This window comes from Paenibacillus xylanilyticus, from assembly GCF_047246825.1.
In the GTDB taxonomy this organism is placed as follows: domain Bacteria; phylum Bacillota; class Bacilli; order Paenibacillales; family Paenibacillaceae; genus Paenibacillus; species Paenibacillus xylanilyticus_B.
This window is the reverse complement of record NZ_JBFOLB010000003.1, coordinates 1-26,149: the sequence shown is the minus strand read 5'-3', so window position 1 is coordinate 26,149 and position 26,149 is coordinate 1. Positions and strand designations below refer to the sequence as shown.

Sequence of the window (26,149 nt, the reverse complement as noted above, 5' to 3'; positions counted from 1 at the left end):
TAGTAGCTTAGCTCTTACTAGAATCGACTGATTAGAGGAGCCTGATCACTTTAGCTTTATTTAATATTTGTTTTGCGAAGGGAGTAGCCATGAAAGGAATTATTTTAGCGGGTGGATCTGGAACAAGACTTTACCCGATAACAAAAGCAATTTCAAAACAAATTATTCCGGTATACGATAAACCGATGATCTATTATCCGTTATCTGTTCTAATGTTGGCCGGTATAAAAGAGATACTGATAATTTCGACGCCTAGAGACATCAAAGTCTTTCAGGAACTATTTGGGGATGGTTCATTTATAGGTTTAAGTTTGACATACGCAGTTCAAGATCAACCTAATGGATTAGCGGAGGCCTTTATTATTGGAGAGTCTTTCATCGGAGATGACTCAGTCGCTCTCATACTCGGAGACAATATCTTTTTCGGCCAAAGCTTCGGGAAGATCCTGATTGAAGCTGCTCAGGTAAATAATGGGGCTGTGATTTTTGGGTATTTTGTAAAAAATCCTGAATCTTATGGAGTCATAGAACATAACAATGAAGGAAAAGTCCTTTCAATTGAGGAAAAGCCAGTAAAACCGAAGTCGAATTATGCAGTGCCTGGTTTGTACTTCTATGATAATAATGTTATTGAAATAGCTAAGAGCATCAAACCCTCAGCTCGAGGAGAACTTGAAATAACAGAAGTAAACAATGTATATCTTCATAAGGGAAAATTGAATGTAAAGTTGCTTGGAAGAGGCATGGCATGGATGGATACTGGGACACATGATGGGATGTTGGAAGCAAGTAACTATGTTGAGGCTATGCAGAAACGACAAGGGTTGTACATAGCCTGTATTGAGGAGATCGCTTTTAAAATGGGCTATATTAGTAAAGAACAATTAATAGAGTTAGCTCAGCCACTCTTAAAAACAGATTATGGACAATATCTCGTGCATATTGCAGAAGGTTTATACTAGTTTATTTATAATAAGGAGGATTTTATGGGCAATTTTAAATTTATTGAAACGCCTATTAAGGATTTGGTTATCATTGAACCCCAGGTCTATGGGGACCATAGAGGTTATTTTATGGAAACGTATAATAAACAAGCTTTTATAGAAGGAGGACTTGGAATGACATTCGTTCAAGATAATCAGTCCAAGTCTAAGAAAGGTGTTTTAAGGGGGCTTCATTTTCAGACTAAATACCCCCAAGGGAAGCTAGTGAGAGTTTTATCAGGAGAGGTTTTTGACGTAGCTGTAGACTTGCGGAAAAACTCGCTGACTTACAAAAAGTGGTGTGGAGTTTTGCTTTCTGGCGAAAATAAGAAGCAATTTTATATTCCTGAGGGCTTTGCTCATGGTTTCTTAGTGCTTTCCGATGAAGCTGAATTTGTTTATAAGTGTACGAATCTGTATCATTCCGAATTTGATGGGGGCATCTTGTGGAATGATCCTGAGATTGGCATTGAGTGGCCTTTAGAAGGAATTACAGAATTACTATTGTCAGAGAAAGACAAAAATCTAAAATCTTTGAGTGAGCAGGTTCTGGAATTTTGAAATATTAGTATTTTCAAGTTATTTTTAGGAGGAAGATTGAATTGGAAGAACTCACGACTCAGAATAAGAACGAGAAAACAATTTTTGTCACTGGTGGAGCAGGATTCATCGGAAGTAACTTTGTTATATACATGTTAAAGAAATACCCTAACTATAAAATAGTCAACCTTGACAGCCTCACTTATGCAGGGAATTTAGAAAATTTAAAAAGTGTTGAATCTAATCCAAATCACATTTTCATTAAAGGTGATATCACTGATGTGAAATTAATAGATGGGATTTTTGAAACTCATGATCCTAATTATCTTATTAACTTTGCTGCAGAGTCTCATGTAGATAGAAGCATTGAAAATCCAGCAGTGTTTTTGGATACTAATATAAAAGGTACGCAGGTTCTTTTGGATATTTCTAAAAAATATTGGTTGGATTCAATGTACCAAGGGGAATACAAATATTTACAGGTTTCAACAGATGAAGTTTATGGTTCTTTGGGCGAAACGGGATATTTTCACGAGAGTACTCCTTTGGCACCAAATAGTCCATACTCAGCAAGTAAGGCCTCCGCAGACTTATTTGTTAGGGCATATCATGAAACATTTGGACTTAATGTTAACATTACTCGTTGTTCAAATAATTACGGTCCGTATCAATTTCCAGAAAAATTGATACCTTTAATGATATCCAAAGCATTAGAGGACAGCAATTTGCCGGTTTATGGCGATGGTTTGAATGTTAGGGATTGGCTTTATGTTGATGATCATTGTGTTGCAATTGATCTTGTACTTCATGACGGGAAACCTGGTGAAATATACAATGTTGGTGGTCATAATGAGAAGACAAATATAGATATTGTAAAGATTATTCTGCAAGAACTCAACAAACCTGAATCTTTAATTAACTATGTTGAAGACAGATTAGGACATGATAGAAGATATGCCATCGAACCTCAAAAGATCAAGGAAGAATTAGGCTGGTCCCCATCAGTAATGTTTGAAGAGGGGATTAAGAAAACAATACAATGGTATTTGAGTAATCAAGACTGGCTATACAAAGTGAAGAATGGAGATTATAAAAATTATTATGATCTTCTGTGTTCCAGAACAGTTAAATGAATATAGATTCATTTCTGGAGGAAAAACCATGAAGGTATTAGTTACTGGAGTCAAGGGTCAACTTGGATTTGATGTTGTGAAATGCTTATATGAACAAGGAATTGAATTTATAAGTAGTAACGATATAGATTTAACAAACGAAGAAGAAACTTCAATTTTTATTCGGGATTATTTACCCGACGTGGTTGTGCATTGTGCAGCCTACACGGATGTGGATAGAGCAGAGGTCGAAGCGGAGAAATGCAGAAAAGTCAATGTTGATTCAACAGCAAGAATAGCCTCACTCTGTAACGAGTTAGGTTCTAAATTGGTATATATCAGCACTGATTATGTGTTCTCGGGTGAAGGTACTGATCCTTATGAGATATACTCTGAAGTTGGTCCAAAATCTATCTATGGGCAAACGAAGCTTGCTGGAGAAAAAGAGGTCATTTTTAGACTACAACGGTATTTCATAATTAGAACATCATGGTCGTTTGGAATTAATGGAGATAATTTTGTGAAAACGATGCTAAGGTTAACTGAAGACCACGAAGTGATAAAAGTGGTCTCTGATCAAGTAGGATCCCCAACGTATACTTTTGATTTAGCACGACTAATCGTTGAAATGCTCCAAACCGAAAAGTATGGAGTCTATCATGCTACTAATGAAGGATTTTGTAGTTGGGCAGAATTTGCATCTGAGATTTTTATACAGACAAATAAAAAGACCAGAGTTGAATTTGTTAAATCACATGAATATTCATCTAGAGCTGATCGACCAAAAAATTCAAAATTGTCAAAATCAAGTTTGGAGTTGTCAGGGTTCAATCGTTTACCTCATTGGAAGGAAGCCTTAGCTAGGTATTTGATTGAGTTCAATACAAAATAACGTGTACTAGTAAGCTTTTTAATTTTATTTAAAGGGTCGGATGCAATGAGTTACCTCAAAAATTTCTGGCGTTACAAAGGTTTGTTAATTGAATTTGTTGTAAGAGATTTAAAAATAAAATATCGTCGTTCTTTTCTTGGTTATCTTTGGAGCTTGTTAAATCCATTATTAATGATGGTTGTTTTGGTAGCTGTGTTTTCTAATATTTTTAGGTTCGATATTCCAAATTTCCCGGTTTATTTATTGGCAGGCCAAATTATATTTAATTTTTTCTCAGAATCCACCTCCCTTTCTATGAATTCTATCTTGAGTGCCGGGCCACTAATTAAGAAGGTGTACATTCCAAAGTACATTTTTCCGCTTTCAAAGGTAATTTCTTCATTCATTACCTTGTTGTTCTCCTTGGTTGCAATGATTATTGTTATATTGTTTACTGGCGCGCCAATTACACCTGCACTTTTATTTTTTCCCGTGCCTCTTCTTTATATTTTTATATTTTCGATTGGTATCGGTTTAATTATGTCTGTTCTGGCTGTGTATTTCCGAGATATGATTCATCTATATAATGTTCTACTTTCTGCTTGGATGTATCTGACACCCATTTTTTATCCTGTTAACGTGGTACCCGACTACGTTAAGGTGATTATTGAAGTGAATCCAATGTTTTATTTTGTTCAAGCATTTCGCGATATAGTGTTGTACGGCCAATTTCCGGACTTCTATACGAATTTAGCATGTCTTTCTTTCTCAGCGTTATCAGTAGCATTGGGTCTGCTCATATTCTATAAAAATCAGCATAAGTTTGTCTTGCATATTTGATAATTATGCGCAAGTGGTAAAGGGGTGATTTCATGTCAAATATTGCCATTGAAGTGAATAATGTTTCAATGAAATTTAATCTGGAAAGAGAAAAAATTAACAGCTTGAAAGAATATACAATTAGATTGTTGAAGAAAAATATAGAGTATGATGAATTTCATGCTCTTAAAGATGTATCTTTTAAAGTAGAGAAAGGCGATTCCTTTGCTATTATTGGGGGTAACGGTTCCGGAAAAAGTACTATGCTGAAAATAATATCGGGGATATATCGACCAACCTTGGGCAGTGTGCAAGTAAGCGGAAGCATTGCACCATTAATAGAGCTAGGTGCAGGATTTGATATGGAACTTACTGCACGTGAAAATATTTTTTTGAATGGTGCGGTTTTGGGATATTCAAAGAAATTTATGCAGGAGAAGTATGATGAAATTATTGATTTTTCCGAATTGTACGATTTTGTAGATGTACCATTGAAAAACTTCTCATCTGGAATGGTAGCTCGACTTGGTTTTTCCATTGCAACATTGGTTAAACCTGACTTGTTAATTGTTGACGAGATACTATCAGTCGGAGATCAAGCATTCCAAGAAAAATGTGAAAAAAGAATGAATGAGTTAACTGCTGGGGGAACGACATTGCTTCTTGTATCACATTCAATAGAGCAAGTTAAGAACGTATGTAAAAATGCAATTTGGCTAAAAAAGGGACAGGTTATGGCTTCTGGTTTTGTTGGAGAAGTATGTGCCGCATACTTGCAGGGGTAGTCTTGGAAAAAAAAGATTTGGGGAGTGTAGTTATGTATAGTAACAGAACTGTACTAGTTACTGGAGCAGGTGGCTATATCGGTAATTATGTTGTAAAAACACTTTTGGATATGGGTATAAACGTTTCTGCTGTTGACAATAACACAGAGCGGGTGGATCTTCGAGCTAATATAATGGAATACAATATATTTTCAGGGAATAAAGAGATTTTTGAGCAATTAGGAAGACCTGATGTTTGTTTGCATATGGCGTGGAGAGATGGCTTTGTTCATAATTCAGATTCGCATTTAAATAATCTCTACTTACATTATGAATTTATTAAGAACATGGTGAATGGTGGATTGAATCATGTTGCAGTTATGGGGACTATGCACGAAGTGGGTTACCATGAAGGTGAAATTGATGAAAAAACCCCGACCAACCCTTACTCAATGTATGGGATTGCAAAAAATAGTTTACGTCAATCACTGGAAGTATTCTTGAAAGATAAAGATACAATATTTCAATGGTTGAGAGCATTTTATATTTATGGTGATGATATCAAAAGTAAGTCTGTATTCTCAAAAATTATTCAAGCGGAAGAAGAAGGTAAAGAAACATTTCCATTCACATTAGGAACCAATAAATATGATTTTATTCCTGTTGAAGAATTAGCACGTCAGATTTCATTGTGTGTCCTGCAAAAAGAGGTTGAAGGAATTATTAATTGTTGTTCAGGAAAAGCAGTTACTTTGAAAGATATGGTTGAAGAATTTTTGCGAAAAAATGAATTCAATATAAAATTAAATTATGGTGTATATCCAGAGCGTCCATATGACTCTCCAGAGATATGGGGAAGCAACAAAAAGATTCAAACGGTTCTTGAGTTATGGAATAAAAGTGTATTGGTAGATGGAAGATGAAAGGGCGAGAATGATGGGGATGGAAGTTAAAGAAATGAAAAGAGCAGCTATTTTTTTGTTTTATGACAAAGATGGATTGGTAGACAATTACATTTCAGTGATGCTAGAAGATTTAAAAAAAAATGTAGATAGGTTAGTTGTAGTTTGTAACGGGAAACTCTCAGTGGAAGGCCGTCAGATATTTGAAAAATTCACGGAAGAAATCGTGGTGAGAGAAAACAAAGGGTTTGACGTTTGGGCCTACAAGGAAGGAATAGAGTACATCGGGTGGAGTGATCTTTCTACCTATGATGAACTCATATTAATGAACTATACCATGTTCGGGCCTTTTTTTCCGTTTAAAGAGATGTTTGATGAAATGAGTAAAAGGAAAATCGATTTTTGGGGGATTACTAAACATTACGGTTCAGAAGATGACTGGACTGGAGGACATATGAAATATGGGTATATTCCAGATTTTATTCAGTCTTTTTTTATTGTAATTCGAAGTAAGATGTTAAATAGTTATGAGTTTCATAAATATTGGGGGGAAATGAGACCGATCGGATCATATATTGAATCTATGGCGTATCATGAGGGGGTTTTTACTAAAGATTTTAGTGATAGTGGTTTTATTTGTGATGTATACATTGATACAGATGACCTTATAGAATATACTCAAGCACCCACTACTTATTACTCGCTTGAATTATTGAAAAGAAGATGCCCTATAGTAAAAAGAAAGGTATTCTTCGATTATTATGATTACTATCTCCTATTCAATACTGGGGAAGTAGGAATAGAAACTTATGAGTATATAAGAAGAAATTTGGAATATGATACTGATCTTATCTGGGACAATATTTTAAGGACAAGTAACCAGGCAGATATAAAAAAAAATATGCAAGCAAACTATATATTACCCTTAGACTTTAGCAAGCCCCTTAGTAATCAGGACAAAAAAGTAGCTTTGATTATGCATCTTTACTTTGAAGACTTGCTAGGTGAGTGCTTTAATTACGCAAAATCAATCTCTGCTGAATCTGATGTTTATATTACTACTGACACTGAGAAGAAGAAGGAAGCTATACTTAAAGTCTTTTCTAAACTCGATTGCAACAAACTAGAGGTAAGAGTAATTGAAAATCGAGGCAGAGATGTATCTTCTCTCTTAGTTGGATGTAAAGATGTAATAATGGACTATGATTATGTTTGTTTTGCGCATGATAAGAAAACATCACAAATCAAGCCATATAGTGTCGGTGAGTCATTTATGTATAAATGTTTTGAAAACGTACTTGGTAGTAAAAATTATGTCAAAAATATAATTGATACATTCGAAGAAAATCCAAAACTAGGTCTATTAACCCCACCTCCTCCTAATCATGGAATTTATTATTCTACAATTGGATTAGAGTGGTCAAATAACTTTGAAAATACCAAGAATTTGTTAAATGAACTTGGGATGGAGCATGTTCCATTAGATATTTCCAAAGAGCCGATAGCGCCATTGGGCACCATGTTTTGGTTTAGACCTGCTGCTTTGAAAACATTGATCGAGTTTGATTGGAAATATGAAGATTTCCCAGAAGAGCCCAATGATATAGATGGCACTCTATTGCACGCGATTGAAAGGGTTTATCCATTTATTGCTCAAGCTGAAGGGTATTATCCAGGTTGGGTGATGTCCGACAAACTAGCTAGGATAGAAATAACTAACTTAAATCACATGTTACGAAAAATTAATACGGCAGTTTTTGAAAATGGTAGGTATAGGTATAGACACCACGGGGAAATTGTAGATGGGATTAGAAGTTCAATAGGCAGACAACGGTCCATTAAATATTATATAAAATCTAAGCTACGTGAGCATCTACCTCCCAGGGTTGTCAATCAACTGAAAGCTATTAAAAGAGTGCTAGTTAAAGGTAGCTAAAAGTAGCCTGTGAAGCTAGGTACTAAGATATAGGCGAGGAGTATGCTCAAATGGTTTTTAGTTCATCAATTTTCCTGTTTTTTTTCCTTCCTCTTGTATTGCTTATTTATTATCTACTAAAAGTAGAGTATCGAAACGCATTTTTGCTAGTATCTAGTTTAGGTTTTTATGCTTGGGGTGAGCCTAGATTTGTATTTGTAATCATTCTTTCTATTCTAATAAATTATATTTTCGGACTACTTATTGATCTTTGTCGTAGAAGGTATAATGTTTTGATTTGCAGGCTAGTCATGATAGTTGGAGTGGTTGCCAATTGTGGTTTATTATTCTACTTTAAATATTTTGATTTTGTTTTATCGAGTGTCAACAACATAATGGACTTGAGTCTTCCATTGCATAATATTATATTACCCATTGGTATATCATTTTTCACCTTCCAAGGCCTATCATACGTAATTGATGTATATGTTCAACGAGTGGAAGTACAAAAGAATTTCTTGAAGTTTGCGTTGTTTAAGTCTTTTTTTCCTCAATTAATTGCAGGACCGATAGTAAGATATGTCGATGTGCATGATCAAATTGATAATCGGAGTGTATCTGTAGATGATTTTGCTTATGGAATAAGACGATTTGTTATAGGTCTTGGGAAAAAGATAATTATTGCAAACACTCTTGGTCAAGTTGCTGATAACATTTTCAGTCTTCCATCTCATGAAAATACCATGGCTACTGCATGGATTGGGGCGATCTGTTACTCATTGCAAATCTATTTTGATTTTTCAGGATATTCTGATATGGCGATAGGGCTTGCTAGAATGTTTGGTTTTAAATTTAAAGAAAACTTCAACTTTCCTTATGTTTCCAAAAATGTAACTGAATTTTGGAGAAGGTGGCATATATCATTATCATCTTGGTTTAGGGACTACTTATATATTCCTTTAGGCGGTAATAGAAGAGGCAATGTATATTTTAATCTATTGGTTGTCTTTATAGTAACGGGACTTTGGCATGGTGCTGCGTGGAATTTTGTGCTGTGGGGATTGTGGCATGGCCTGTTTCTCATAATTGAACGTGTCATAAAAAAATTCAATATTAAAGTTGCAGTTCCAAGATTCCTTACATGGTTGTACACTATGTTAATTGTCCTAATAGGTTGGGTATTATTTAGAGCACCTGATATAAGTTATGCGTTGGATTATTTAAAAATAATGTTTGGATTTAAAACTCCATTTAATGTTGGTTTTACTGTATGGTATTATCTCGATCCGATGGTTCTAGCGGTTTTGATCATAGCTGCTATTGCTTCATTGCCAATATCCAAATATATAGGGGAAAACGTCGGTGCTTATGAGGAACATAATGGATTCAGCTTATTTATTCAAAATGTTTATATTGCATTATTATTGATCATATGCATTATGTTTATGGTCACATCAACTTACAACCCTTTTATTTATTTTAGATTCTAAGGAGTTTTGGAGATGAAGGCGGCTAAGGCGTTTAATATTTTTATGATTATCTTATTTGTCATTGCAATAGCAACTCCTCTTATCATGGTGAACAAGATGCAAGGGAAAGTATCGGTCTCTGAAAACAGGACTCTAGCTGGATTTCCCGATATAACTTCTGGTGATGGGGGGATTAATGCAAATTTAATAGAGGAATTTGAATCTTGGTTTAATGACAATATGGGATTTAGGGATGAACTTGTAAAGGCTAATTCAACCGTGCAATACAGTTTGTTTGGGAAATTAACTAGGACGGATACTGTCATAGGTAAGGACAATTGGCTTTATCTAATGTATCCGAATATGCTGAGGGCATATCAGAATCTTGATCTACCTACACAAGACGAGTATTCGCAGTATAATTTGAAATTTAGTCAGTTAAGTGATTATTTAACCGGTATGGGGATCCCATTTATAACAATGGTTAACCCCGATAAAGAGACGATATATCCCGAATATATGCCAGATAACATACTAAAAGTTGGCGGGGATTCCAGGACGGATTTAGTTGTTGACTATTTGGGTGAAAACACAAATGTTGACATATTTTCAACTAAAGAAAGTTTGTTAAAGGCGAAGGAACATGATGTTGTATATTCGCAAAATTACGATTTATCACACTGGAATTCTAATGGTGCATTTGTAGCCTATTCTGATTTAATGAATCGAGTTAAAAAATATATCCCCGATATTAAGGTTCTAAATAAAAGTGATTTCATAATTGAGCCATACGTTAGAAAGTCAAACAGTGTTCTTCAAATGGAAGAGACTGACTTCAAATGGACTTATAAAGAAAGTTACAATGCAGTAGAGAACCGAGGTGGAATTGATAATCTTAATTTAAGTAGTAATAGTATTTCGTTTCGTTATGTGAATCCTAATAATGATAATTTGCCAAAGGCCCTAATATTAGGAGATAGTTATATATACATGTTTATGTTGCCTAACTTAGCTGAAAGTTTTTCGGAACTTACCTTTATCCACTGGGAAAATGCTGAAGAATTAAAAAATTATGTGAATGTTACGAACCCGGATGTTTTTATTTTGGAGTTTATGGAGCCTGCATTGCATGAATTTACTAAATCAATATCATATCCTGGTGGTTATTTTGATAATTATAATCAGTATGAGGATCTTCAGGTACACGAAAAGCAAAAAGAAGGTCTTATGTGGCTTGATTCTGTAAACGGCTCTCTAATATCAGGAGATACAATTACTCTAGATAAGAGTGAGAAGATAATTAAACTAGAAGGCTGGGCGGTCGACTCAGATGTTGGAGATACTGCCGAACAAGTTTTCTTAAAAGTCGGCAATAAGTACTATTCAGGTTCATATGGTGCTCCTAAAACTAGCGTTTCTGATTATTTTAGTAATTCTAAGCTGACTAATTCGGGCTTTACGTTTTATGTAAATGTAGAAGATTTAAAGGATACGGATAAAATTGGTTTTGTTATTATTTCAAAAGATAAATCCTATCAATATGCCCCTATAAATTATAAAATAGTTTGGGAATAGTTCATGAATAAAATTTGATATGAACCTATAAATTGTGGTTACAATGTTTTTTGTAAAGGTGAATGAATCATAACTATGTCTTAATATGCTCAGGATTTTTGGGTGAACTGGGGGTACGTTAGATTTATTTTATTTGATGGATCTCCTTGAGTATGGTTCCTTTTTTACACTTCTAATTTCAAAAACAAAAAGAACAAACCTTCCATAAGGTTTGTTCTTTTTGTTTTTAGTTCTTACATATATTTATCACTTTTTTGGAATCTGCCCGTAGCATTCAAGCTTCTGCCTAAATCTATATTGGATAAGATAATGCGGAACTTTTGATTCAATTTTGACATATAAATAACCAATATGAAAAAAATATGAGAGTTTTAAAATGGAGAGTTAAGGTGACAGCCTGCTTGTTGAGGAAGATCTTATGCCAAAGCTGTGAACTTATTTGCTTAATAAAAAAACTAGGAACTGGCCGACAAATATTTGTCTCAGAATAATTATTCTGCAAGGTCAATTCTTTATAAGGAGAGGGCGAGTATGAAACTGCTCGTTACCGGCGGAGCCGGTTTTATTGGAAGTAATTTTGTGATATATATGCTGGAGCAGCATCTTAATTACGAAATCATCAATGTGGATGCGCTGACGTATGCAGGTCATTTGGAAAACTTAAAGTCACTTGAAAGCAACGCACGTCATACCTTTGTCAGAGCAGATATTACAGATGCTGCCGAGATGGACCGCCTAATTAGCCAAGATGTGGATGTTGTCGTTAACTTTGCCGCGGAATCTCATGTGGATCGCAGCATTTTGGAACCAGACGTGTTTGTACGGACGAACGTGAATGGTACCCAAGTATTGCTTGAAGCTGCTAAAAAACACAATGTCACCAAGTTCGTTCAGGTATCGACGGATGAGGTATATGGTTCGTTGGGTCCAACAGGCTTATTTACGGAAGAGACACCGTTGCAGCCAAACAGCCCCTATTCGGCGTCCAAAGCAGGTGGGGATTTGCTCGTTCGCGCATACCATGAGACCTTTGGCCTTCCTGTGAATATTACTCGCTGTTCAAACAACTATGGCCCTTACCAGTTTCCTGAGAAGCTAATCCCACTGATGATCTCCCGTACCCTTGCTGACGAGGCCTTGCCTGTGTATGGAGATGGATTAAACATCCGGGATTGGCTCTACGTTGAGGACCATTGCAGTGCTATCGACCTGGTGATTCATCAAGGACGTAACGGTGAGGTATACAACATCGGTGGCAATAATGAGCGAACCAACATGCACATTGTTAAAACCATCTTGGAGCAACTCGGCAAGCCAGAATCCCTAATCAAATACGTCCAGGACCGTCCAGGACATGACCGCAGATACGGCATTGATCCAACCAAAACGATGTCTGAACTAGGCTGGAAGCCAAAGCATACGTTTGAAACCGGGATCAAGGAGACTATTCAATGGTATCTCGATAACAAAGAATGGTGGACCCGTATTCAAACAGGAGTGTATCAACAGTACTATGCCAATCAATATGGCTCTCGATTGGGAGACGTGAAGTAATGAAGGTTTTGGTTACAGGAGCCAACGGACAACTGGGACGGGATGTTGTTCTTCTTTTGGAAAAAGAGGGACATTCTGTTCTTGCTTGTGATCGGAATCAGATGGATATTACGAATCAGGTACAGTGCAATGACGTCATCTCATCATATCAACCTGAAGTGGTCATTCATTGTGCGGCTTTTACAGCCGTAGATGCAGCGGAGACGGATGTCGATAGTGCGTATAAGGTGAATGCTCTTGGAACACGCAATGTTACTGTAGCGGCAGAAAGAGCAGGAGCTAAACTAATATATATTAGTACGGACTATGTATTTGATGGCAACTCGGTACATCCCTATCAGGAATACGATGATGCGATTCCGCATAGTGTGTATGGGAAGTCTAAACGAGCAGGAGAATTACTGGTACAGTCTTTGTCCTCCAAATGGTTTGTTGTGCGTACTTCTTGGGTTTATGGCCTTTACGGGAATAATTTTGTCAAAACAATGCTGAAGTTGGGTCAGGAAAAACAAAAGTTACAGGTAGTACATGACCAAAAAGGGTCACCTACGTATACCGTAGATTTGGCTGGATTTTTGCTAAAGCTTATGCAGACAGAAATGTATGGAATATATCATGCATCCAATAGTGGTACTTGTACATGGTATGAATTCACTCAGGCCATCTTTGAGGAAGCTCAGAGTGTTGGTGGGTTATCCATTCAAGCGCAATTGGAGCCTTGTACGACAGACCAGTTTTCCAGACCAGCCCCTAGGCCGCGTAATTCAGTAATGGACCATCTATCTATTCGGACCAACGGTTTAGCAGATCTCCGTTCATGGCGGGAGGGTTTGCATGATTTTATTAGCTTATCTTTAAAAAAGCAACAAACATAGCAGTCACAATATGTAACTCTCGCTCTATTACTAATGGGCGGGAGTTTTCGTATATAATGTAGAAAAGTCAGATTTTGAGGTGACACGTGAATAAACCTAAAGTATGCATTATGCTTTCTACATTTAACGGAGCAAAGTACATTGATGAACAGATGGAAAGCCTTCTCGCACAGAGTAAGGTAGACGTTCAAATTATTATCAGGGATGATGGATCTTCTGACGAAACTGTTCAAAAGTTAAGCGAGTATACTAAGTCTCGTCCGGACCAGATTCGAGTTATTGAGGGTAAAAACTTTGGCGTGATTGGAAGTTTTTTCGAACTGATGCGACAAACGGAGCCTGTATACGATTTTTACGCATTTTGTGATCAGGACGATGTATGGAAGCCGGACAAACTTAGTAGGGCAGTATCTAAATTAGAATTGAGTCAATCGAACGTACCACTTATGTATTGTTCTTCTACACAAATGGTAGATCAGGATCTGAACAATCTGAATGTGTGGCCAATCTTTCCTCCTAAGCCGTTAAGCATGTATAATGCCATGGTCGAAAACTGCTGCGTGGGCTGTACTATGGTCATGAATCCAGTCGCCTTTCAGCAAGTTAGGTCGAACATTCCTTCCGATCTAACTCAGGTTATTATGCATGATTGGTGGATCTATCTTTATGTTAGTGCATTTGGTGAGGTCATTTTTGATGAAGAGCCGATGATCCTGTATCGACAACATCAAAATAATGTTTTGGGTGGGAGCAGCGAAGGCTGGATCGTGAAATGGAAAAACAGATCGAGTCGATTCGTGAATGGTGAAAATCATTTTATATTAAGCAAACAAGCAAAGATGTTCTTACAACTCCATAAAGATCAATTATCTGCTCAGCAGCAAAAGGACGTACAGCGTTTTTTAAACCACATGGGAAGCTCTTGGATTAAACGTATCAGATATGCTTCCAAAATGCCCTTTTACCGTCAAGCGTCTCTTGATAACCTTGTTCTTAAGCTCATATACGTCTTGAAGAAGGTATAAGTTATAGATTGGCTATGCCTTCCACACCTTCGCCCATAATATGCTATACTTTCAATAGATAAACACAGCATTACAAAGTCAGGAGTTTTACAAAATGGTCGTAACAGCAGATGCTCCCTTACGAGGGGGATCGAAAAATAATAACAACTATGGGCCTGATGTCAGCATCATCATCGTAAATTACAATACACGCCAGCTGACACTGGACTGTCTCGCATCAGTGTATAAATCCATTACTTCCTTTCAATATGAACTCATTGTTGTCGACAATGCATCGCATGATGGAACCGTAGAAGCCATCCGTGACGCATATCCAGAGGTTCGTATGATTGCCAATAGGGACAATACGGGTTTTGCCGTTGCTAACAACCAGGCCATGGAAATCGCCAAAGGACGCTATATTCTACTGCTCAATTCGGATACGGTCGTGCAGACGGATACATTGGAGATTATGATCGGATTCATGGACCGTCATCCTGAAATGGGAGCATCCGGCTGCAAGGTCATCCTTCCTGATGGTTCCTTGGATAAAGCGTGCAAGCGGGGATTTCCTACACCATCTGCGTCATTTTATTATGCATTCGGTATTTCACGCATGTTCCCGGATCGACCGAAGTTCAATCAGTACCAGCTCGGACATCTCAGCCCGGATGATGAATATCCGGTAGACTGTCTTGTCGGTGCGTTCATGCTGGTGCGCCGGGAGACCATCGACCAGGTCGGCGGGTTGGATGAGACATTCTTTATGTATGGGGAAGATATCGACTGGTGTTACCGCATCAAAGAGGCGGGCTGGGGTATTTATTATTACCCGCGTACATATATTGTGCATTATAAGGGTGGGAGTGCCCGGCGCAAACCTATGAAAATCATTTATGAGTTTCATAGGGCAATGTGGGTTTTCCACCGTAAACATTATGCCAAGCGCTATGGCCTTTTGACCAACACAGCCGTATGGCTCGGCATTTCACTAAAATTTTCTTTGTCTCTGATCAGCAACAAACTAGTTCGGCCGGGTCCACAAAAAGAATCAGCATCCGGCCATACGGCAGCAGTTCATGAGACATCTTCCGAGGTGAAAACATGATTCGTCGTAATCAGCAATTTTTGACCCAACTGTACATTGCGGCAGATTTCATGGTGATACAGTTTTCCTTCTTAATGGCTTGGTGGATGAAGTTTGAAAGTGACCTGCTCATCAACCATGGTTCGTTGCCAATTGAGAAGTACTTTGCATGGAGCTTAGTATACGGGGGACTTGCCGTCATTGCGGGTGTGATGTCCTCCCTTTATATGCCTAAACGGAAGAAACGTTTTGTAGATGAATTCATGAAATTGGTTCAGGTCCATGGCATCGCCTTTTTTATGCTAATGAGCTTAATGTTCTTCTTCAAGGAAGTCGACATCTCTCGTGCATATCTGGCCATGTACATGATTGGTAACGTTGCTTTTACCCTGATCTACCGATACATCGTCAAACTTCAACTGAGAAGACTACGCAAAAATGGCTTCAACCGTCAATTCGTATTGATCCTTGGGGCAGGTTCTTTAGGCAAACGTTTCTATGATAACCTCCGTAGTTATCCTGATCTCGGGTACGAGGTATATGGTTTTCTCGATGATTATCGTCGCTGGGATCAAGAGGAGCAGCAGCGCTACAAGCCGATCAGGGGACGGATCAACCAGTTGGAAGAAATCCTGTCGACTCGTATGATCGACGAGGTGATCCTAGCACTTCCTTTGGATGCTCACGATAAGTATCCGCATATCATTGAGGTGTGCGAGAAGGCCGGCGTACGGACACTGATTATTCCAGACTTCTTTGATTATCTTCCGGCTCGTCCTCATTTTGATAACTTTGCTGGAATGCCGATGATTAACGTGCGTGATATCCCGCTAGATGTGGCTGTGAACCGATTGATGAAGCGTGCGTTCGACATTCTGTTTTCTCTTGTTGCAATTATACTGACCTCCCCAGTAATGGTCATCGTTTCACTGGGAGTACGACTGACTTCTCCTGGACCAGTCATCTTCAAACAAGAGCGTGTTGGGTTAAACAGACGCAACTTCATGATGTTTAAATTCCGCTCCATGAAAGTCATTCCTGAAGGTGTAGTCGACACCGGTTGGTCCACGAAGGATGATCCGCGTCGAACGGCATTCGGTACATTTATTAGACGCACCAGCCTGGATGAATTGCCTCAATTCTTCAACGTGCTGCTGGGTCATATGAGTGTGGTTGGCCCAAGGCCGGAACGTCCATACTACGTCAATCAATTCCGCGATGAAATTCCGAAGTATATGATTAAACATCACGTCCGCCCAGGAATTACAGGATTGGCGCAGAGTAAAGGGTTAAGAGGAGATACGTCCATCGAGGATCGGATCGAACAGGACATCTTTTATATTGAAAACTGGTCTTTATTATTCGATATCAAAATCATATGGGAGACCATTCGAAATGGCCTCAAGAATGCGTATTAGATCCAACAAACTAATCAACCGTACCACCATTTAACAGCTGCCTCCGGGCGGCTTTTTTGTTTTACCCCTCATCAATTCGGGTAGTTAGCTATCAAAAAGGAAATCCCGCACATACGCTGTTATATCTTATTAGCTACACACTTCCTCTCCCCAATATCACTCCTAAAGGATGTGAAGTTCATATGAAACGAATCGCCGCCGTCATCACACTACTGATCGTTACCGTGGGTACCCTCTTTTTTGCCTATGAGAGTCAAAGCGAGGAACAGCACGACGGATTTACAGCCTTTCGACTGATTGCTCACGCAATGGGCAGTATTCGTGATCAGCCTTATACCAACGCTTATGAAGCGATGATTGCCAATTATGAGAAGGGCACGCGAGTGTTTGAGATCGACTTCATGCTTACTTCGGATCGTGTAGCGGTAGCCAGACATGAATGGACTGCTAATATGAGCAAACTGCTGGGGCAGGAGGAGGAGCTTCCTGAAGATAAACAGGCAGGGGCGCTTACGCATGATGAATTTATGAATACACCGATTCTGGGCATGTATCAACCCATGGATGCAGACGGCATTATTAATGTGCTGTCGCAATATCCCGATATGTATATCGTAACGGATACGAAGGAGCAGAAAGATGAGGATATTCAGCAGGTGCTCTCTTCTCTCGTCAACGCTGCCCAAAAGAAGGATCCTTCCGTACTGGATCGCATCGTCGTGCAGATTTATAATGAGCCCATGCTGGAAACAGTGAAAGAAATCTATGCGTTCCCGTCCATTATCTATACCCTCTATGCAACGCAGGATACCGAAGCACAGGTCCTTGATTTTGTGGAAAAGAATGATATTGATGCCGTAACCATGCCGGAATACAAAGTGAATCAGAATTTCGTCGCCAAGCTTAAGAAGGCGGGTGCTGTTACTTACGTGCATACCATTAATGATACCAAACAGGTAGCCAACTATGAAAAGTGGGGCGTTTACGGCGTCTATTCAGATGTGTTGACCGAAGAAGAGCTGGATCAGATGAATACTCGCTTTGCCTGGAGGCCGTAATATTTGTATGCTGCAAATCAACACTTTCACTGCACTTATCATGCAAGGACACGCAGCCTTCTTTGAAGGGTCATGGCACTAAATCCACCTCACCTTAAACCTGAACATGGTTAAGCGTCTCATTCCAATCACCTCAGAAATAGACCTTCATTTTACTCAAATACTTGTTTGATTGATTCATAGCACGATATAGCAACCTTCTCTTCAAAATTACAGACTGATTCCTGCGTTTTATAGGGAAAAGTCTGTGATTTTTTGTTCCCCTTTTTATGCGAACATTGACACTCACTGCCTGCTGACTTAGACTTAGTTTACAAGCTTTTTAGGATGCAGAAGAACCTCTGGAGGAATGTTCGTTGATAGACATGATTAAGCAGTGGAGACACGTATTTAAGCTCGACCCCGACCGGGAAATCACGGATGAAGCACTGGATCTGGTATGTATGTCAGGGACCGATGCCATCATCGTTGGTGGGTCTTCGGGAATCACCTATGATAACACGGTAGACCTGATGTCCCGCGTACGACGCTACGAGCTGCCCTGTGTGCTGGAAGTATCCGATCTGGAGGCGGTTGTCCCTGGTTTTGACGGATATTTGATCCCGATGGTGCTGAATGCAACAGACAGCAAATGGATGATTGGGCATCACCAACAAGCCATCGAACGTTTTGGTTACCTTATCCCGTGGGACCTGTTGATTGCCGAAGGGTATATTGTGCTTAATGCGGACTCCACCGTAGCGCGTTTGACTGGAGCGGACACGGAGCTGACTACAGGGGCTGCGGTGGCGTACGCCCAGGCTGCAGAGCGACTGCTCAATCTTCCTATTGTATATATGGAGTACAGCGGAACGTTTGGAGATATGGAGCTGGTTGGTGAGACGCATAGACAACTGGATCGCGCACATCTCATTTATGGCGGGGGAATCGACGATCCTGAGAAAGCAGCACAAGCTTCTGAAGTTGCGGACACCGTCGTCGTGGGTAACATTGTGTACAGCGATTTGAAGAAGGCACTCGAGACGGTACAAGCCATAAAAGGAACGGTTTAATCGGTTTAGTTTACCATTCCCCCAATTTCCCCTCACGATCTGTTAAAATAGAACTTTGCCCTACTAATAAAAAAGTTATGAGCGCAATGATGTTTACACGAAAACGTAGAGGACAGAAGTAAGCTGAAGAAGCGGAGCGCTCGCCTTTATTCCCGGATTTTCACCTTATAAAAGTGAATCAAAAAAATCCGGGAATAACAGCGATCGGAAGCTTATTCTGTCATCGGAGTGGCAGGTGTAACCCTTCATTATGCTATATATCGATCAACCAACGAAAGGAGCATGCATGCATGCAACCTGTAAATATACATGATGCCGTGGCACGGCTTAACACCCCTCAGCGGCAAGCCGTCGAGGCAACCGATGGTCCGTTACTGATTATGGCCGGAGCGGGCAGTGGTAAGACCCGGGTGCTGACACACCGGATTGCTTACCTTATCGCAACACGCAAGACACCCCCATGGGGCATTTTGGCGATTACGTTTACGAACAAAGCCGCTCGTGAGATGCAGGATCGGGTATCCCAGCTCGTAGGTGGCTCACAGGGCCGCGACATCTGGGTATCCACGTTCCACTCCATGTGTGTGCGCATCCTGCGCCGTGACATTGAACGGATCGGTTTTACTTCTAACTTCAGTATATTGGACTCATCCGACCAATTATCCGTTATCCGCAGTTGTATGAAAGACCAGAATATCGACACCAAGAAGTTCGAACCAAAAGCCGTTCAGGCGATGATGAGTACCGCGAAAAATGAATTGATCGGTCCCGACCAGTATGAGAAGCAGGCTGGCGACTATTTTGAAGGCATTGTGGCGAAGGTATATAAAATGTACCAAAAACGTCTGAGAGCCAACAATTCGCTCGATTTCGACGATCTCATTATGGCGACCATTCAACTGTTCAAAGAAGTGCCGGAAGTCCTCGACTTTTATCAAAAGAAATTCCAGTACATTCACGTCGATGAGTATCAGGATACGAACCGTGCGCAGTACATGCTGTGCCGCATGCTGGCTGACAGTCATCACCGGATCTGCGTCGTAGGGGATAGTGACCAATCGATCTATCGCTGGCGCGGTGCCGATATCAGCAACATCCTAAACTTTGAGAAAGACTATCCAGAGGCACAGACCATTATGCTGGAGCAGAATTACCGTTCGACGTCCAACATCCTGAATGCAGCGAATGAGGTCATTGGCCTTAACTCCGGACGTAAACCGAAGAAGCTGTGGACGGACAAAGAGGGTGGTTCGAAGATCAAGGTCTACCGTGCAGACTCCGAGCATGATGAGGGATACTTTGTTACCTCTGAGATTAGTAAAAACGTGAAGAACGGCAAATCCTATCAAAATCATGCCATTTTGTACCGTACCAACGCCCAGTCCCGGGTTATAGAGGAAATTCTGATCAAGTCTGATATTCCGTACCAGATTGTCGGCGGCATCAAGTTCTATGATCGTAAAGAGATCAAAGACATCTTGGCTTATCTGCGCCTGCTATCCAACCCTGACGATGATATCAGCCTTACCCGGATTATTAATGTGCCTAAACGCAGCATCGGTGATACAACCGTGGCGAAGCTGGCAGCTGCTGCAGGAGAACGTGGAATTTCGATTTTCCGTGTACTTCAGGTTGTGGATGATCTCGGTTTTGCAGGTCGTACGCGGAATGCGCTGGTCGAGTTCTATGACATGATTGCCGCGCTGCATCAGATGGTAGAGTATCTGTCCGTAACCGAACTGACCGAGAAGATTCTGGAGATGAGTCAATATCGCCTTGAGATGCAAAATGAAAATACACTTGAATCCCGTGCACGTTTGGAAAACATTGAAGAGTTCCTTTCTGTAACCATGGAATTTGAGAAAAATAATGAAGACAAAACACTGGTCTCGTTCCTCACCGATCTCGCATTGATCGCAGATATCGACAGCATGAACGATGATGAAGAGGATCAGAGTGACGCGGTTACCCTGATGACGATGCACAGTGCCAAAGGTCTGGAGTTCCCGGTTGTCTTTATCGTGGGTATGGAGGAAGGTGTCTTCCCGCACAGCCGGGCGTTTATGGATAATGAAGAGCTGGAGGAAGAACGCAGACTTGCTTATGTAGGAATCACTCGTGCAGAAGAACAGCTCTTCCTGTCTTGTGCGCAGATGCGTACCTTGTTCGGACGAACAACGGCAAACCCGCCTTCCCGCTTCCTGGATGAGATTCCGGATGAGCTAAAAGAAGATACATCTATTGCCCGTGACCGTTACCGTCGCGGTGCTAATGCCGGAGGATCGTACGGTGGCCGTGGACTCGGCTCCAGTGGCGGAAGCAACTTTGGTGGAGGAAGTGCGGCTAAGCTCTTTGAACAGCAGAGCAGAAGTGGCTCCTCGGCTACCGCCTCCACGCCAACTTCGCGTGTGACCACAAGTACCTCCCGCCCAACATATGCTGCGCCATCATCTGCCTCCAAGCCTGCAGCTTCGAATAGTGAAGCAGGCTTCAAGGCAGGGGATAAAGTACAGCATGGCAAATGGGGTACAGGTACCATTGTTGCGGTGAAAGGCACCGGCAATGACACGGAACTGCAGATTGCATTCCCGGCCCCGGTAGGTGTGAAACGCTTGCTCGCCGGATTTGCCCCAATTACCAAAGTAGAATAGATTAAGAACGAAACTTCAATATTGCACAATAACGAAGAGGGTAGAAATAACTTGAAGAAGTGAAGCTAAAAGCTTTCCTAAGGAAAGCTGCTTCGTAAGCATACTCTTCGCCTTTATCCCCGGGTTTCCCCCTTTAAAAGTAATTAAAGAAATCTGGGGATAACAGCGATCGGAAAGTTGTTCTGTCAGCTTAGTTCAAGTGCAATTTTGAGTGTTCGTTCTACATAGATTAAATTAACGGAGGGATGGCCCTGTATGGACCCGATGCACCGGATGGAGCAACTCGTGACCGAGCTGAACCAGCATAATTATCAGTACTACACGATGGATCAGCCGCAGATCAGTGACAAGGAATATGATCTCCTGTATGACGAACTGGTTACGCTTGAACAGGAGAGCGGGATGGTATTGCCTGATTCTCCAACACAGCGTGTGGGTGGCGAGCTGCTGAAGGGGTTTACCCCGCATCGTCATCTTTCCCCGCTCTGGAGCTTGGACAAAGCCCAAAACATCGAGCAGCTGCGAAGCTGGAATACCCGTGTGCTGAAGCTGGTGAATGACTATAACAGCAAAAACCCGGATAATCCGTTACCGGAACCTGGCTATGTCATCGAGTTAAAGTTCGATGGGCTGACCCTGAACCTGACATATACCAATGGTGAATTGGTGCAGGCCTCTACACGGGGGAACGGAACCGTAGGCGAGGGGATTTTGGCACAAGTAAAAACGATCAAATCCGTCCCGCTCAAAATCCCGTATACCGACGGTACGATCGAAGTGCAGGGCGAAGGCATCATGAATCTGTCCGTTCTCAACCGGTACAATGAAACGGCAGCAGAGCCGCTGAAAAACGCCCGTAACGCAGCAGCCGGAGCTTTGCGCAACCTGAATCCGAAGACGACAGCAGAGCGTCGGCTTAATGCGTATTTTTACAACGTAGGGTACTCGGACGATATTCAATTTGCCAACCATCAAGAGATGATGGATTTTCTCCGGGAGAACCGCTTCAAAGTTAATCCATCGATTACGTACTTTCATGAATTCGATGATGTGATGGAACAGCTTGCCGCCATTCAGGAGAATCGGGGACAGCTCGACTACCTGATTGATGGAGCTGTTATCAAAATTACCGACATGCGCACACGTGAAGTGCTTGGTTATACGGATAAGTTCCCACGCTGGGCTGTGGCATATAAATTTGAGGCAGAAGAGACCACAACCGTTCTCAACTCCGTTGTATGGAATGTTGGCCGTACCGGCAAGGTGACTCCGCTGGCTCGCGTAGAACCGGTTGAACTTGCTGGAGTAACGGTTTCGAACTGCACGTTGAATAATGTGGGCGATATCGAGCGCAAAAACCTGAAGTTTGCCTTGGGCACGCGGGTCTTTATCCGCCGTTCCAATGACGTCATCCCTGAGATCCTTGGTAAAGTGACCGAAGAGAGCGATGGTGAAGAGATCATATATCCAGAGCAGTGCCCGGCTTGCGGATTCCCGCTCGAGCAGCGCGGTGCTCATCTGTTCTGTAATAACAAATTGGCATGTAAACCACAGACTGTGGCCCGAATCTCTCATTTTGCTTCCCGTGATGCGATGGACATTGAGACATTCAGTGAGAAGACAGCGATTCAGCTGTACGATGAGTTGAGCGTGCGTGAACCAGCTGATCTGTACACATTGCAGTTTGATGACCTGGTGAAGCTGGAGCGGTTTGGTGAAAAGAAAGCGAACAACCTTCTCGCTGCGCTGGAGCACAGTAAGGATCGTGACCTTGCATCATTCCTATACGCGCTGGGTATTCCGAATACCGGTAAATCAACGACACGCATGCTGGCTGATCATTATCGTGATCTGCATGCCATTATGAATGCAACCGTGGAAGAACTGGTTGAACTACCAGATGTAGGCGGCATTGTAGCGGAAAGTATCGTAACATTCTTCGCAGATCCGTTTACTCAGGCTGCCATCGAGAAGATGCTGGATTTGGGCGTGAAAGCTCAGGCACCTGAGGCTCCCGCAGCCGTTGTGGAAGATTCCTTCTTCAGTGGCAAAACGGTCGTGTTGACCGGAACCCTGCATCAACTGACGCGAGACGAGGCAACGCAAAGACTTGAGGCCTTGGGAGCGAAGGTGACTGGCAGTGTCTCCAAAAAGACAGACCTCGTCATTGCCGGAGAGAAGGCAGGCAGCAAGCTAGCCAAAGCCCATGACCTGGGCATTCCGACGATTGAGGATGAGGATGAACTCGTTCGACTTTTGAATCAGCAAGGCTAACCTGATAGCTAAGAAAATCATTAAAAAACCCCCGAATGACCACGAATAGGTGGATCGGGGGTTTTTGCTATTCACCTGTATTTATTTTTCATAGTTAAAGTGCTCGACATTTGTTAAATCGGATTAACTGATATTGGGGATACGCTGAGATGCACCCGTAAGCCATGCATCCTTGTCATATCCTCGTTCTTCCCAGTAACCAATATGTTCGCTATCGATGAGTTCAATGCGATTTAACCATTTTACCGATTTGTAGGCATACATCTGAGGAATGACGAGTCGTACCGGCCCGCCAAGATCTGCTGGAATGGGCTTCCCATCATGCATGACGGCCACCATGATATCGTCCATTTGTGCTTGATCCATCGTAATGGCATCCGTATAAACCCCATCTCCGGAATAGAACTTCACACTATGTGCTTCAGGTTTTACCCCGGCTTGAGTCAGAAGTTGTTTGAGTGAGATACCCTCCCAAGTATTCTTATACACAGACCAGCCAGTTACACAGTGAAAATCACTGACCTGTACGGTGCGCGCGAGCTTCACGAACTGTTCCCAGTTCCAGACCTGTGCCCGTTCAACAAGCCCATCGATCCGGAATGACCAGTTTTCATTCGAAAAGGAAGGGATGGGAGTTACCGTATATACCCGGAAATGACCTTCTGCTCCTCCTCCAATGGGAGGTGAAGAGGCAGCTGCAGGTTGCGGTAAAGGATTCAACCGATTAGGGTCATTCTCCAGCATGCTATCGATGCTGTTATCGATGCTAAGGTTCCGCCCTACCCAGGATACAAAGGTAGGGCCGAGAGTTACGGCTAATCCCACACCTACTGCTGACCGAATAAACGCACGCCGTGTATACACGGGTTGGGGTTTCTCGGGCTGATCAGGTGAGTTTGCCGCAGAGGCACGCTCCGTTCCAGGAGGTGTGAGTGCAGTAGCAACTGCTGTTGCATTTTCGTCAGATGTGCCTGCTAAGTCAGCTGTATGACTGGTGCCTTCCAACGATGAGGATGCTTTCACCGCACGACGCGAAGAATCTTTTAACCATTTGGTCCGGGTGATGGAGTGGTAGATAATATAGGGCAGACCCACCCAGGTCAGCAAATCATGAATAAGCAGCGCGGAATTGGACCATCGTGGTCCTGCAAGTTTGAACTGCCATAATACTATACCTGAGATCAGCCAGCCAACCAGGAGCGCAAGCACGATGATTGTGTTCACTTTTTGCCACGGTCTGTTCCGTAATTGTTTCCAGTGTTTACTTGCCAGAAGTAAGTAATACACAACGGGTGCCAGCATTGCCAAGCCAACAACAATATGAAGCCATTTTAACCATAGGCGTCCAATACCGAGTATTTCACGCCAGAAGCCACCGACTAACATAAGACCCGAGATGGCAAGGATGACAACGATCCAGGCGTTCCAAGCGTGGATAGACAAAAGTTTCTTGCCGTACCCTTTGCGAATATTCTTCAGCCACTGTTTCAAATGTAATCACCTCAAATGGAGTAATAAGCAGTAAATCTTCCTATGTAATAAGCGGCCAAGATGAAGAACGGTATAAGATGATGTTATGTCATTGCTATTTCTTTATTGTATATACCTCATTATAGAAGTTTTGGATCACTCACATCAAACGGGTTCATTAGAACAACGTTATATATAAGGGCATCTGACGGCGATGAAGCGAATATTTATCTGGCGCCAATAGATAGGAAGCGGAGTTTAAAGAAACATTGAAAAAGTGCTTGCTAATTAAATTGGATCATGGTATATTATTTCTTGTCGCTTCAAACGAGTGATTGTCGAAATGGTTTGAATAATGACGAAAAAGAGTGTTGACAGATAGTTGGTTAACATGATATAATAAATATCCTGTCCGGTTGACAAACGTCGACAGAAACGGACAACAAGTTCCTTGAAAACTGAACAAATGGAAAAGTAACTTATGATTTACAATGAATCGTCAGATTCAAAATGAGCTAATCGCTCTTTTCAATACCCCAGATGATTTTCATAGCGTTTAACCGCGCTGCTGAAATTCATCTTTATTGGAGAGTTTGATCCTGGCTCAGGACGAACGCTGGCGGCATGCCTAATACATGCAAGTCGAGCGGAGTTGATAGGAAGCTTGCTTCCTTGATACTTAGCGGCGGACGGGTGAGTAACACGTAGGCAACCTGCCCTCAAGCTTGGGACAACTACCGGAAACGGTAGCTAATA

Annotated in this window: 20 protein-coding genes and 1 rRNA gene; 20 read left to right on the top strand and 1 reads right to left on the bottom strand. The window is 41.3% G+C overall.

Annotated elements, in window-relative coordinates:
• The first annotated feature begins 89 nt into the window (after positions 1 to 89).
• From rfbA to ligA, 19 genes are all read left to right on the top strand, one after another.
• Positions 90 to 962 carry a glucose-1-phosphate thymidylyltransferase RfbA gene (gene rfbA / locus AB3N00_RS19605; protein WP_413036105.1) on the top strand — a complete coding sequence of 291 codons (873 nt, stop codon included), beginning with the start codon at positions 90 to 92 and terminating at the stop codon, positions 960 to 962.
• Between the two features lie 24 nt (positions 963 to 986).
• Positions 987 to 1,544 (top strand): dTDP-4-dehydrorhamnose 3,5-epimerase, encoded by a 558-nt coding sequence (gene rfbC, locus AB3N00_RS19600; RefSeq protein WP_413036104.1) that lies wholly within the window; start codon positions 987 to 989, stop codon positions 1,542 to 1,544.
• A gap of 41 nt (positions 1,545 to 1,585) precedes the next feature.
• Positions 1,586 to 2,656: a dTDP-glucose 4,6-dehydratase gene (gene rfbB / locus AB3N00_RS19595; protein WP_413036103.1), complete on the top strand. Its 1,071-nt coding sequence runs from the start codon at positions 1,586 to 1,588 to the stop codon at positions 2,654 to 2,656.
• Positions 2,657 to 2,684: 28 nt separating this feature from the next.
• The gene (rfbD, locus tag AB3N00_RS19590) at positions 2,685 to 3,527 is read left to right on the top strand and encodes a dTDP-4-dehydrorhamnose reductase (protein ID WP_413036102.1); all 843 of its coding nucleotides are present in this window, start codon (positions 2,685 to 2,687) and stop codon (positions 3,525 to 3,527) included.
• 45 nt (positions 3,528 to 3,572) lie between these two features.
• Positions 3,573 to 4,346, top strand: coding sequence for an ABC transporter permease (locus AB3N00_RS19585; RefSeq protein ID WP_413036101.1), 774 nt, complete (start codon positions 3,573 to 3,575; stop codon positions 4,344 to 4,346).
• A 32-nt stretch (positions 4,347 to 4,378) separates the two neighbouring features.
• A complete protein-coding gene (locus tag AB3N00_RS19580) occupies positions 4,379 to 5,110 on the top strand; it encodes an ABC transporter ATP-binding protein (protein WP_413036100.1) in 732 nt (243 codons plus the stop codon).
• Between the two features lie 2 nt (positions 5,111 to 5,112).
• A complete protein-coding gene (locus AB3N00_RS19575; protein ID WP_413036099.1) occupies positions 5,113 to 6,012 on the top strand; it encodes an NAD-dependent epimerase/dehydratase family protein in 900 nt (299 codons plus the stop codon).
• 19 nt (positions 6,013 to 6,031) lie between these two features.
• Positions 6,032 to 7,927 carry a rhamnan synthesis F family protein gene (locus AB3N00_RS19570; RefSeq protein WP_413036098.1) on the top strand — a complete coding sequence of 632 codons (1,896 nt, stop codon included), beginning with the start codon at positions 6,032 to 6,034 and terminating at the stop codon, positions 7,925 to 7,927.
• A gap of 50 nt (positions 7,928 to 7,977) precedes the next feature.
• The gene (locus AB3N00_RS19565; RefSeq protein WP_413036097.1) at positions 7,978 to 9,396 is read left to right on the top strand and encodes an MBOAT family O-acyltransferase; all 1,419 of its coding nucleotides are present in this window, start codon (positions 7,978 to 7,980) and stop codon (positions 9,394 to 9,396) included.
• A 12-nt stretch (positions 9,397 to 9,408) separates the two neighbouring features.
• Positions 9,409 to 10,950, top strand: coding sequence for an alginate O-acetyltransferase AlgX-related protein (locus AB3N00_RS19560; protein WP_413036096.1), 1,542 nt, complete (start codon positions 9,409 to 9,411; stop codon positions 10,948 to 10,950).
• Between the two features lie 531 nt (positions 10,951 to 11,481).
• Positions 11,482 to 12,504, top strand: coding sequence for a dTDP-glucose 4,6-dehydratase (gene rfbB / locus AB3N00_RS19555; protein ID WP_413036095.1), 1,023 nt, complete (start codon positions 11,482 to 11,484; stop codon positions 12,502 to 12,504).
• The gene (gene rfbD / locus AB3N00_RS19550) at positions 12,504 to 13,379 is read left to right on the top strand and encodes a dTDP-4-dehydrorhamnose reductase (RefSeq protein ID WP_413036094.1); all 876 of its coding nucleotides are present in this window, start codon (positions 12,504 to 12,506) and stop codon (positions 13,377 to 13,379) included. The genes rfbB (AB3N00_RS19555) and rfbD (AB3N00_RS19550) overlap by 1 nt, the downstream gene beginning before the upstream one ends.
• 86 nt (positions 13,380 to 13,465) lie before the next feature.
• Positions 13,466 to 14,404 carry a glycosyltransferase family 2 protein gene (locus AB3N00_RS19545; protein WP_413036093.1) on the top strand — a complete coding sequence of 313 codons (939 nt, stop codon included), beginning with the start codon at positions 13,466 to 13,468 and terminating at the stop codon, positions 14,402 to 14,404.
• A 94-nt stretch (positions 14,405 to 14,498) separates the two neighbouring features.
• On the top strand, positions 14,499 to 15,491 hold the full coding sequence (locus AB3N00_RS19540; RefSeq protein WP_413036092.1) for a glycosyltransferase family 2 protein: 993 nt from the start codon (positions 14,499 to 14,501) through the stop codon (positions 15,489 to 15,491).
• Positions 15,488 to 16,888 (top strand): undecaprenyl-phosphate glucose phosphotransferase, encoded by a 1,401-nt coding sequence (locus tag AB3N00_RS19535; RefSeq protein WP_413036091.1) that lies wholly within the window; start codon positions 15,488 to 15,490, stop codon positions 16,886 to 16,888. The genes AB3N00_RS19540 and AB3N00_RS19535 overlap by 4 nt, the downstream gene beginning before the upstream one ends.
• 182 nt (positions 16,889 to 17,070) lie before the next feature.
• The gene (locus AB3N00_RS19530; protein ID WP_413036090.1) at positions 17,071 to 17,946 is read left to right on the top strand and encodes a phosphatidylinositol-specific phospholipase C/glycerophosphodiester phosphodiesterase family protein; all 876 of its coding nucleotides are present in this window, start codon (positions 17,071 to 17,073) and stop codon (positions 17,944 to 17,946) included.
• Positions 17,947 to 18,302: 356 nt separating this feature from the next.
• Positions 18,303 to 18,998, top strand: coding sequence for a heptaprenylglyceryl phosphate synthase (locus AB3N00_RS19525; protein ID WP_413036089.1), 696 nt, complete (start codon positions 18,303 to 18,305; stop codon positions 18,996 to 18,998).
• Between the two features lie 290 nt (positions 18,999 to 19,288).
• On the top strand, positions 19,289 to 21,649 hold the full coding sequence (pcrA, locus tag AB3N00_RS19520) for a DNA helicase PcrA (protein WP_413036088.1): 2,361 nt from the start codon (positions 19,289 to 19,291) through the stop codon (positions 21,647 to 21,649).
• Positions 21,650 to 21,904: 255 nt separating this feature from the next.
• Positions 21,905 to 23,923, top strand: coding sequence for an NAD-dependent DNA ligase LigA (ligA, locus tag AB3N00_RS19515; RefSeq protein ID WP_413036087.1), 2,019 nt, complete (start codon positions 21,905 to 21,907; stop codon positions 23,921 to 23,923).
• A gap of 123 nt (positions 23,924 to 24,046) precedes the next feature.
• Here the strand turns inward: ligA and AB3N00_RS19510 are convergent, their stop codons facing one another.
• Positions 24,047 to 25,414 (bottom strand): molybdopterin-dependent oxidoreductase, encoded by a 1,368-nt coding sequence (locus tag AB3N00_RS19510; protein ID WP_413036086.1) that lies wholly within the window; start codon positions 25,412 to 25,414, stop codon positions 24,047 to 24,049.
• 560 nt (positions 25,415 to 25,974) lie between these two features.
• On the opposite strand from AB3N00_RS19510, the gene AB3N00_RS19505 reads away from it, so the two are divergent.
• Positions 25,975 to 26,149, top strand: a 16S ribosomal RNA gene (locus tag AB3N00_RS19505); the annotation flags it as partial.

Bases quoted from the DNA above. Each gene is read 5' to 3' on its own strand.
- AB3N00_RS19585 (WP_413036101.1), top strand. From the start codon at position 3,573: ATGAGTTACCTCAAAAATTTCTGGCGTTACAAAGGTTTGTTAATTGAA.
- ligA (WP_413036087.1), top strand. From the start codon at position 21,905: ATGGACCCGATGCACCGGATGGAGCAACTCGTGACCGAGCTGAACCAG.
- AB3N00_RS19535 (WP_413036091.1), top strand. From the start codon at position 15,488: ATGATTCGTCGTAATCAGCAATTTTTGACCCAACTGTACATTGCGGCA.
- rfbD (WP_413036094.1), top strand. From the start codon at position 12,504: ATGAAGGTTTTGGTTACAGGAGCCAACGGACAACTGGGACGGGATGTT.
- rfbC (WP_413036104.1), top strand. From the start codon at position 987: ATGGGCAATTTTAAATTTATTGAAACGCCTATTAAGGATTTGGTTATC.
- AB3N00_RS19565 (WP_413036097.1), top strand. From the start codon at position 7,978: ATGGTTTTTAGTTCATCAATTTTCCTGTTTTTTTTCCTTCCTCTTGTA.
- rfbD (WP_413036102.1), top strand. From the start codon at position 2,685: ATGAAGGTATTAGTTACTGGAGTCAAGGGTCAACTTGGATTTGATGTT.
- AB3N00_RS19560 (WP_413036096.1), top strand. From the start codon at position 9,409: ATGAAGGCGGCTAAGGCGTTTAATATTTTTATGATTATCTTATTTGTC.
- rfbB (WP_413036095.1), top strand. From the start codon at position 11,482: ATGAAACTGCTCGTTACCGGCGGAGCCGGTTTTATTGGAAGTAATTTT.
- rfbA (WP_413036105.1), top strand. From the start codon at position 90: ATGAAAGGAATTATTTTAGCGGGTGGATCTGGAACAAGACTTTACCCG.
- pcrA (WP_413036088.1), top strand. From the start codon at position 19,289: ATGCAACCTGTAAATATACATGATGCCGTGGCACGGCTTAACACCCCT.
- AB3N00_RS19570 (WP_413036098.1), top strand. From the start codon at position 6,032: ATGGAAGTTAAAGAAATGAAAAGAGCAGCTATTTTTTTGTTTTATGAC.
- AB3N00_RS19580 (WP_413036100.1), top strand. From the start codon at position 4,379: ATGTCAAATATTGCCATTGAAGTGAATAATGTTTCAATGAAATTTAAT.
- AB3N00_RS19530 (WP_413036090.1), top strand. From the start codon at position 17,071: ATGAAACGAATCGCCGCCGTCATCACACTACTGATCGTTACCGTGGGT.
- AB3N00_RS19540 (WP_413036092.1), top strand. From the start codon at position 14,499: ATGGTCGTAACAGCAGATGCTCCCTTACGAGGGGGATCGAAAAATAAT.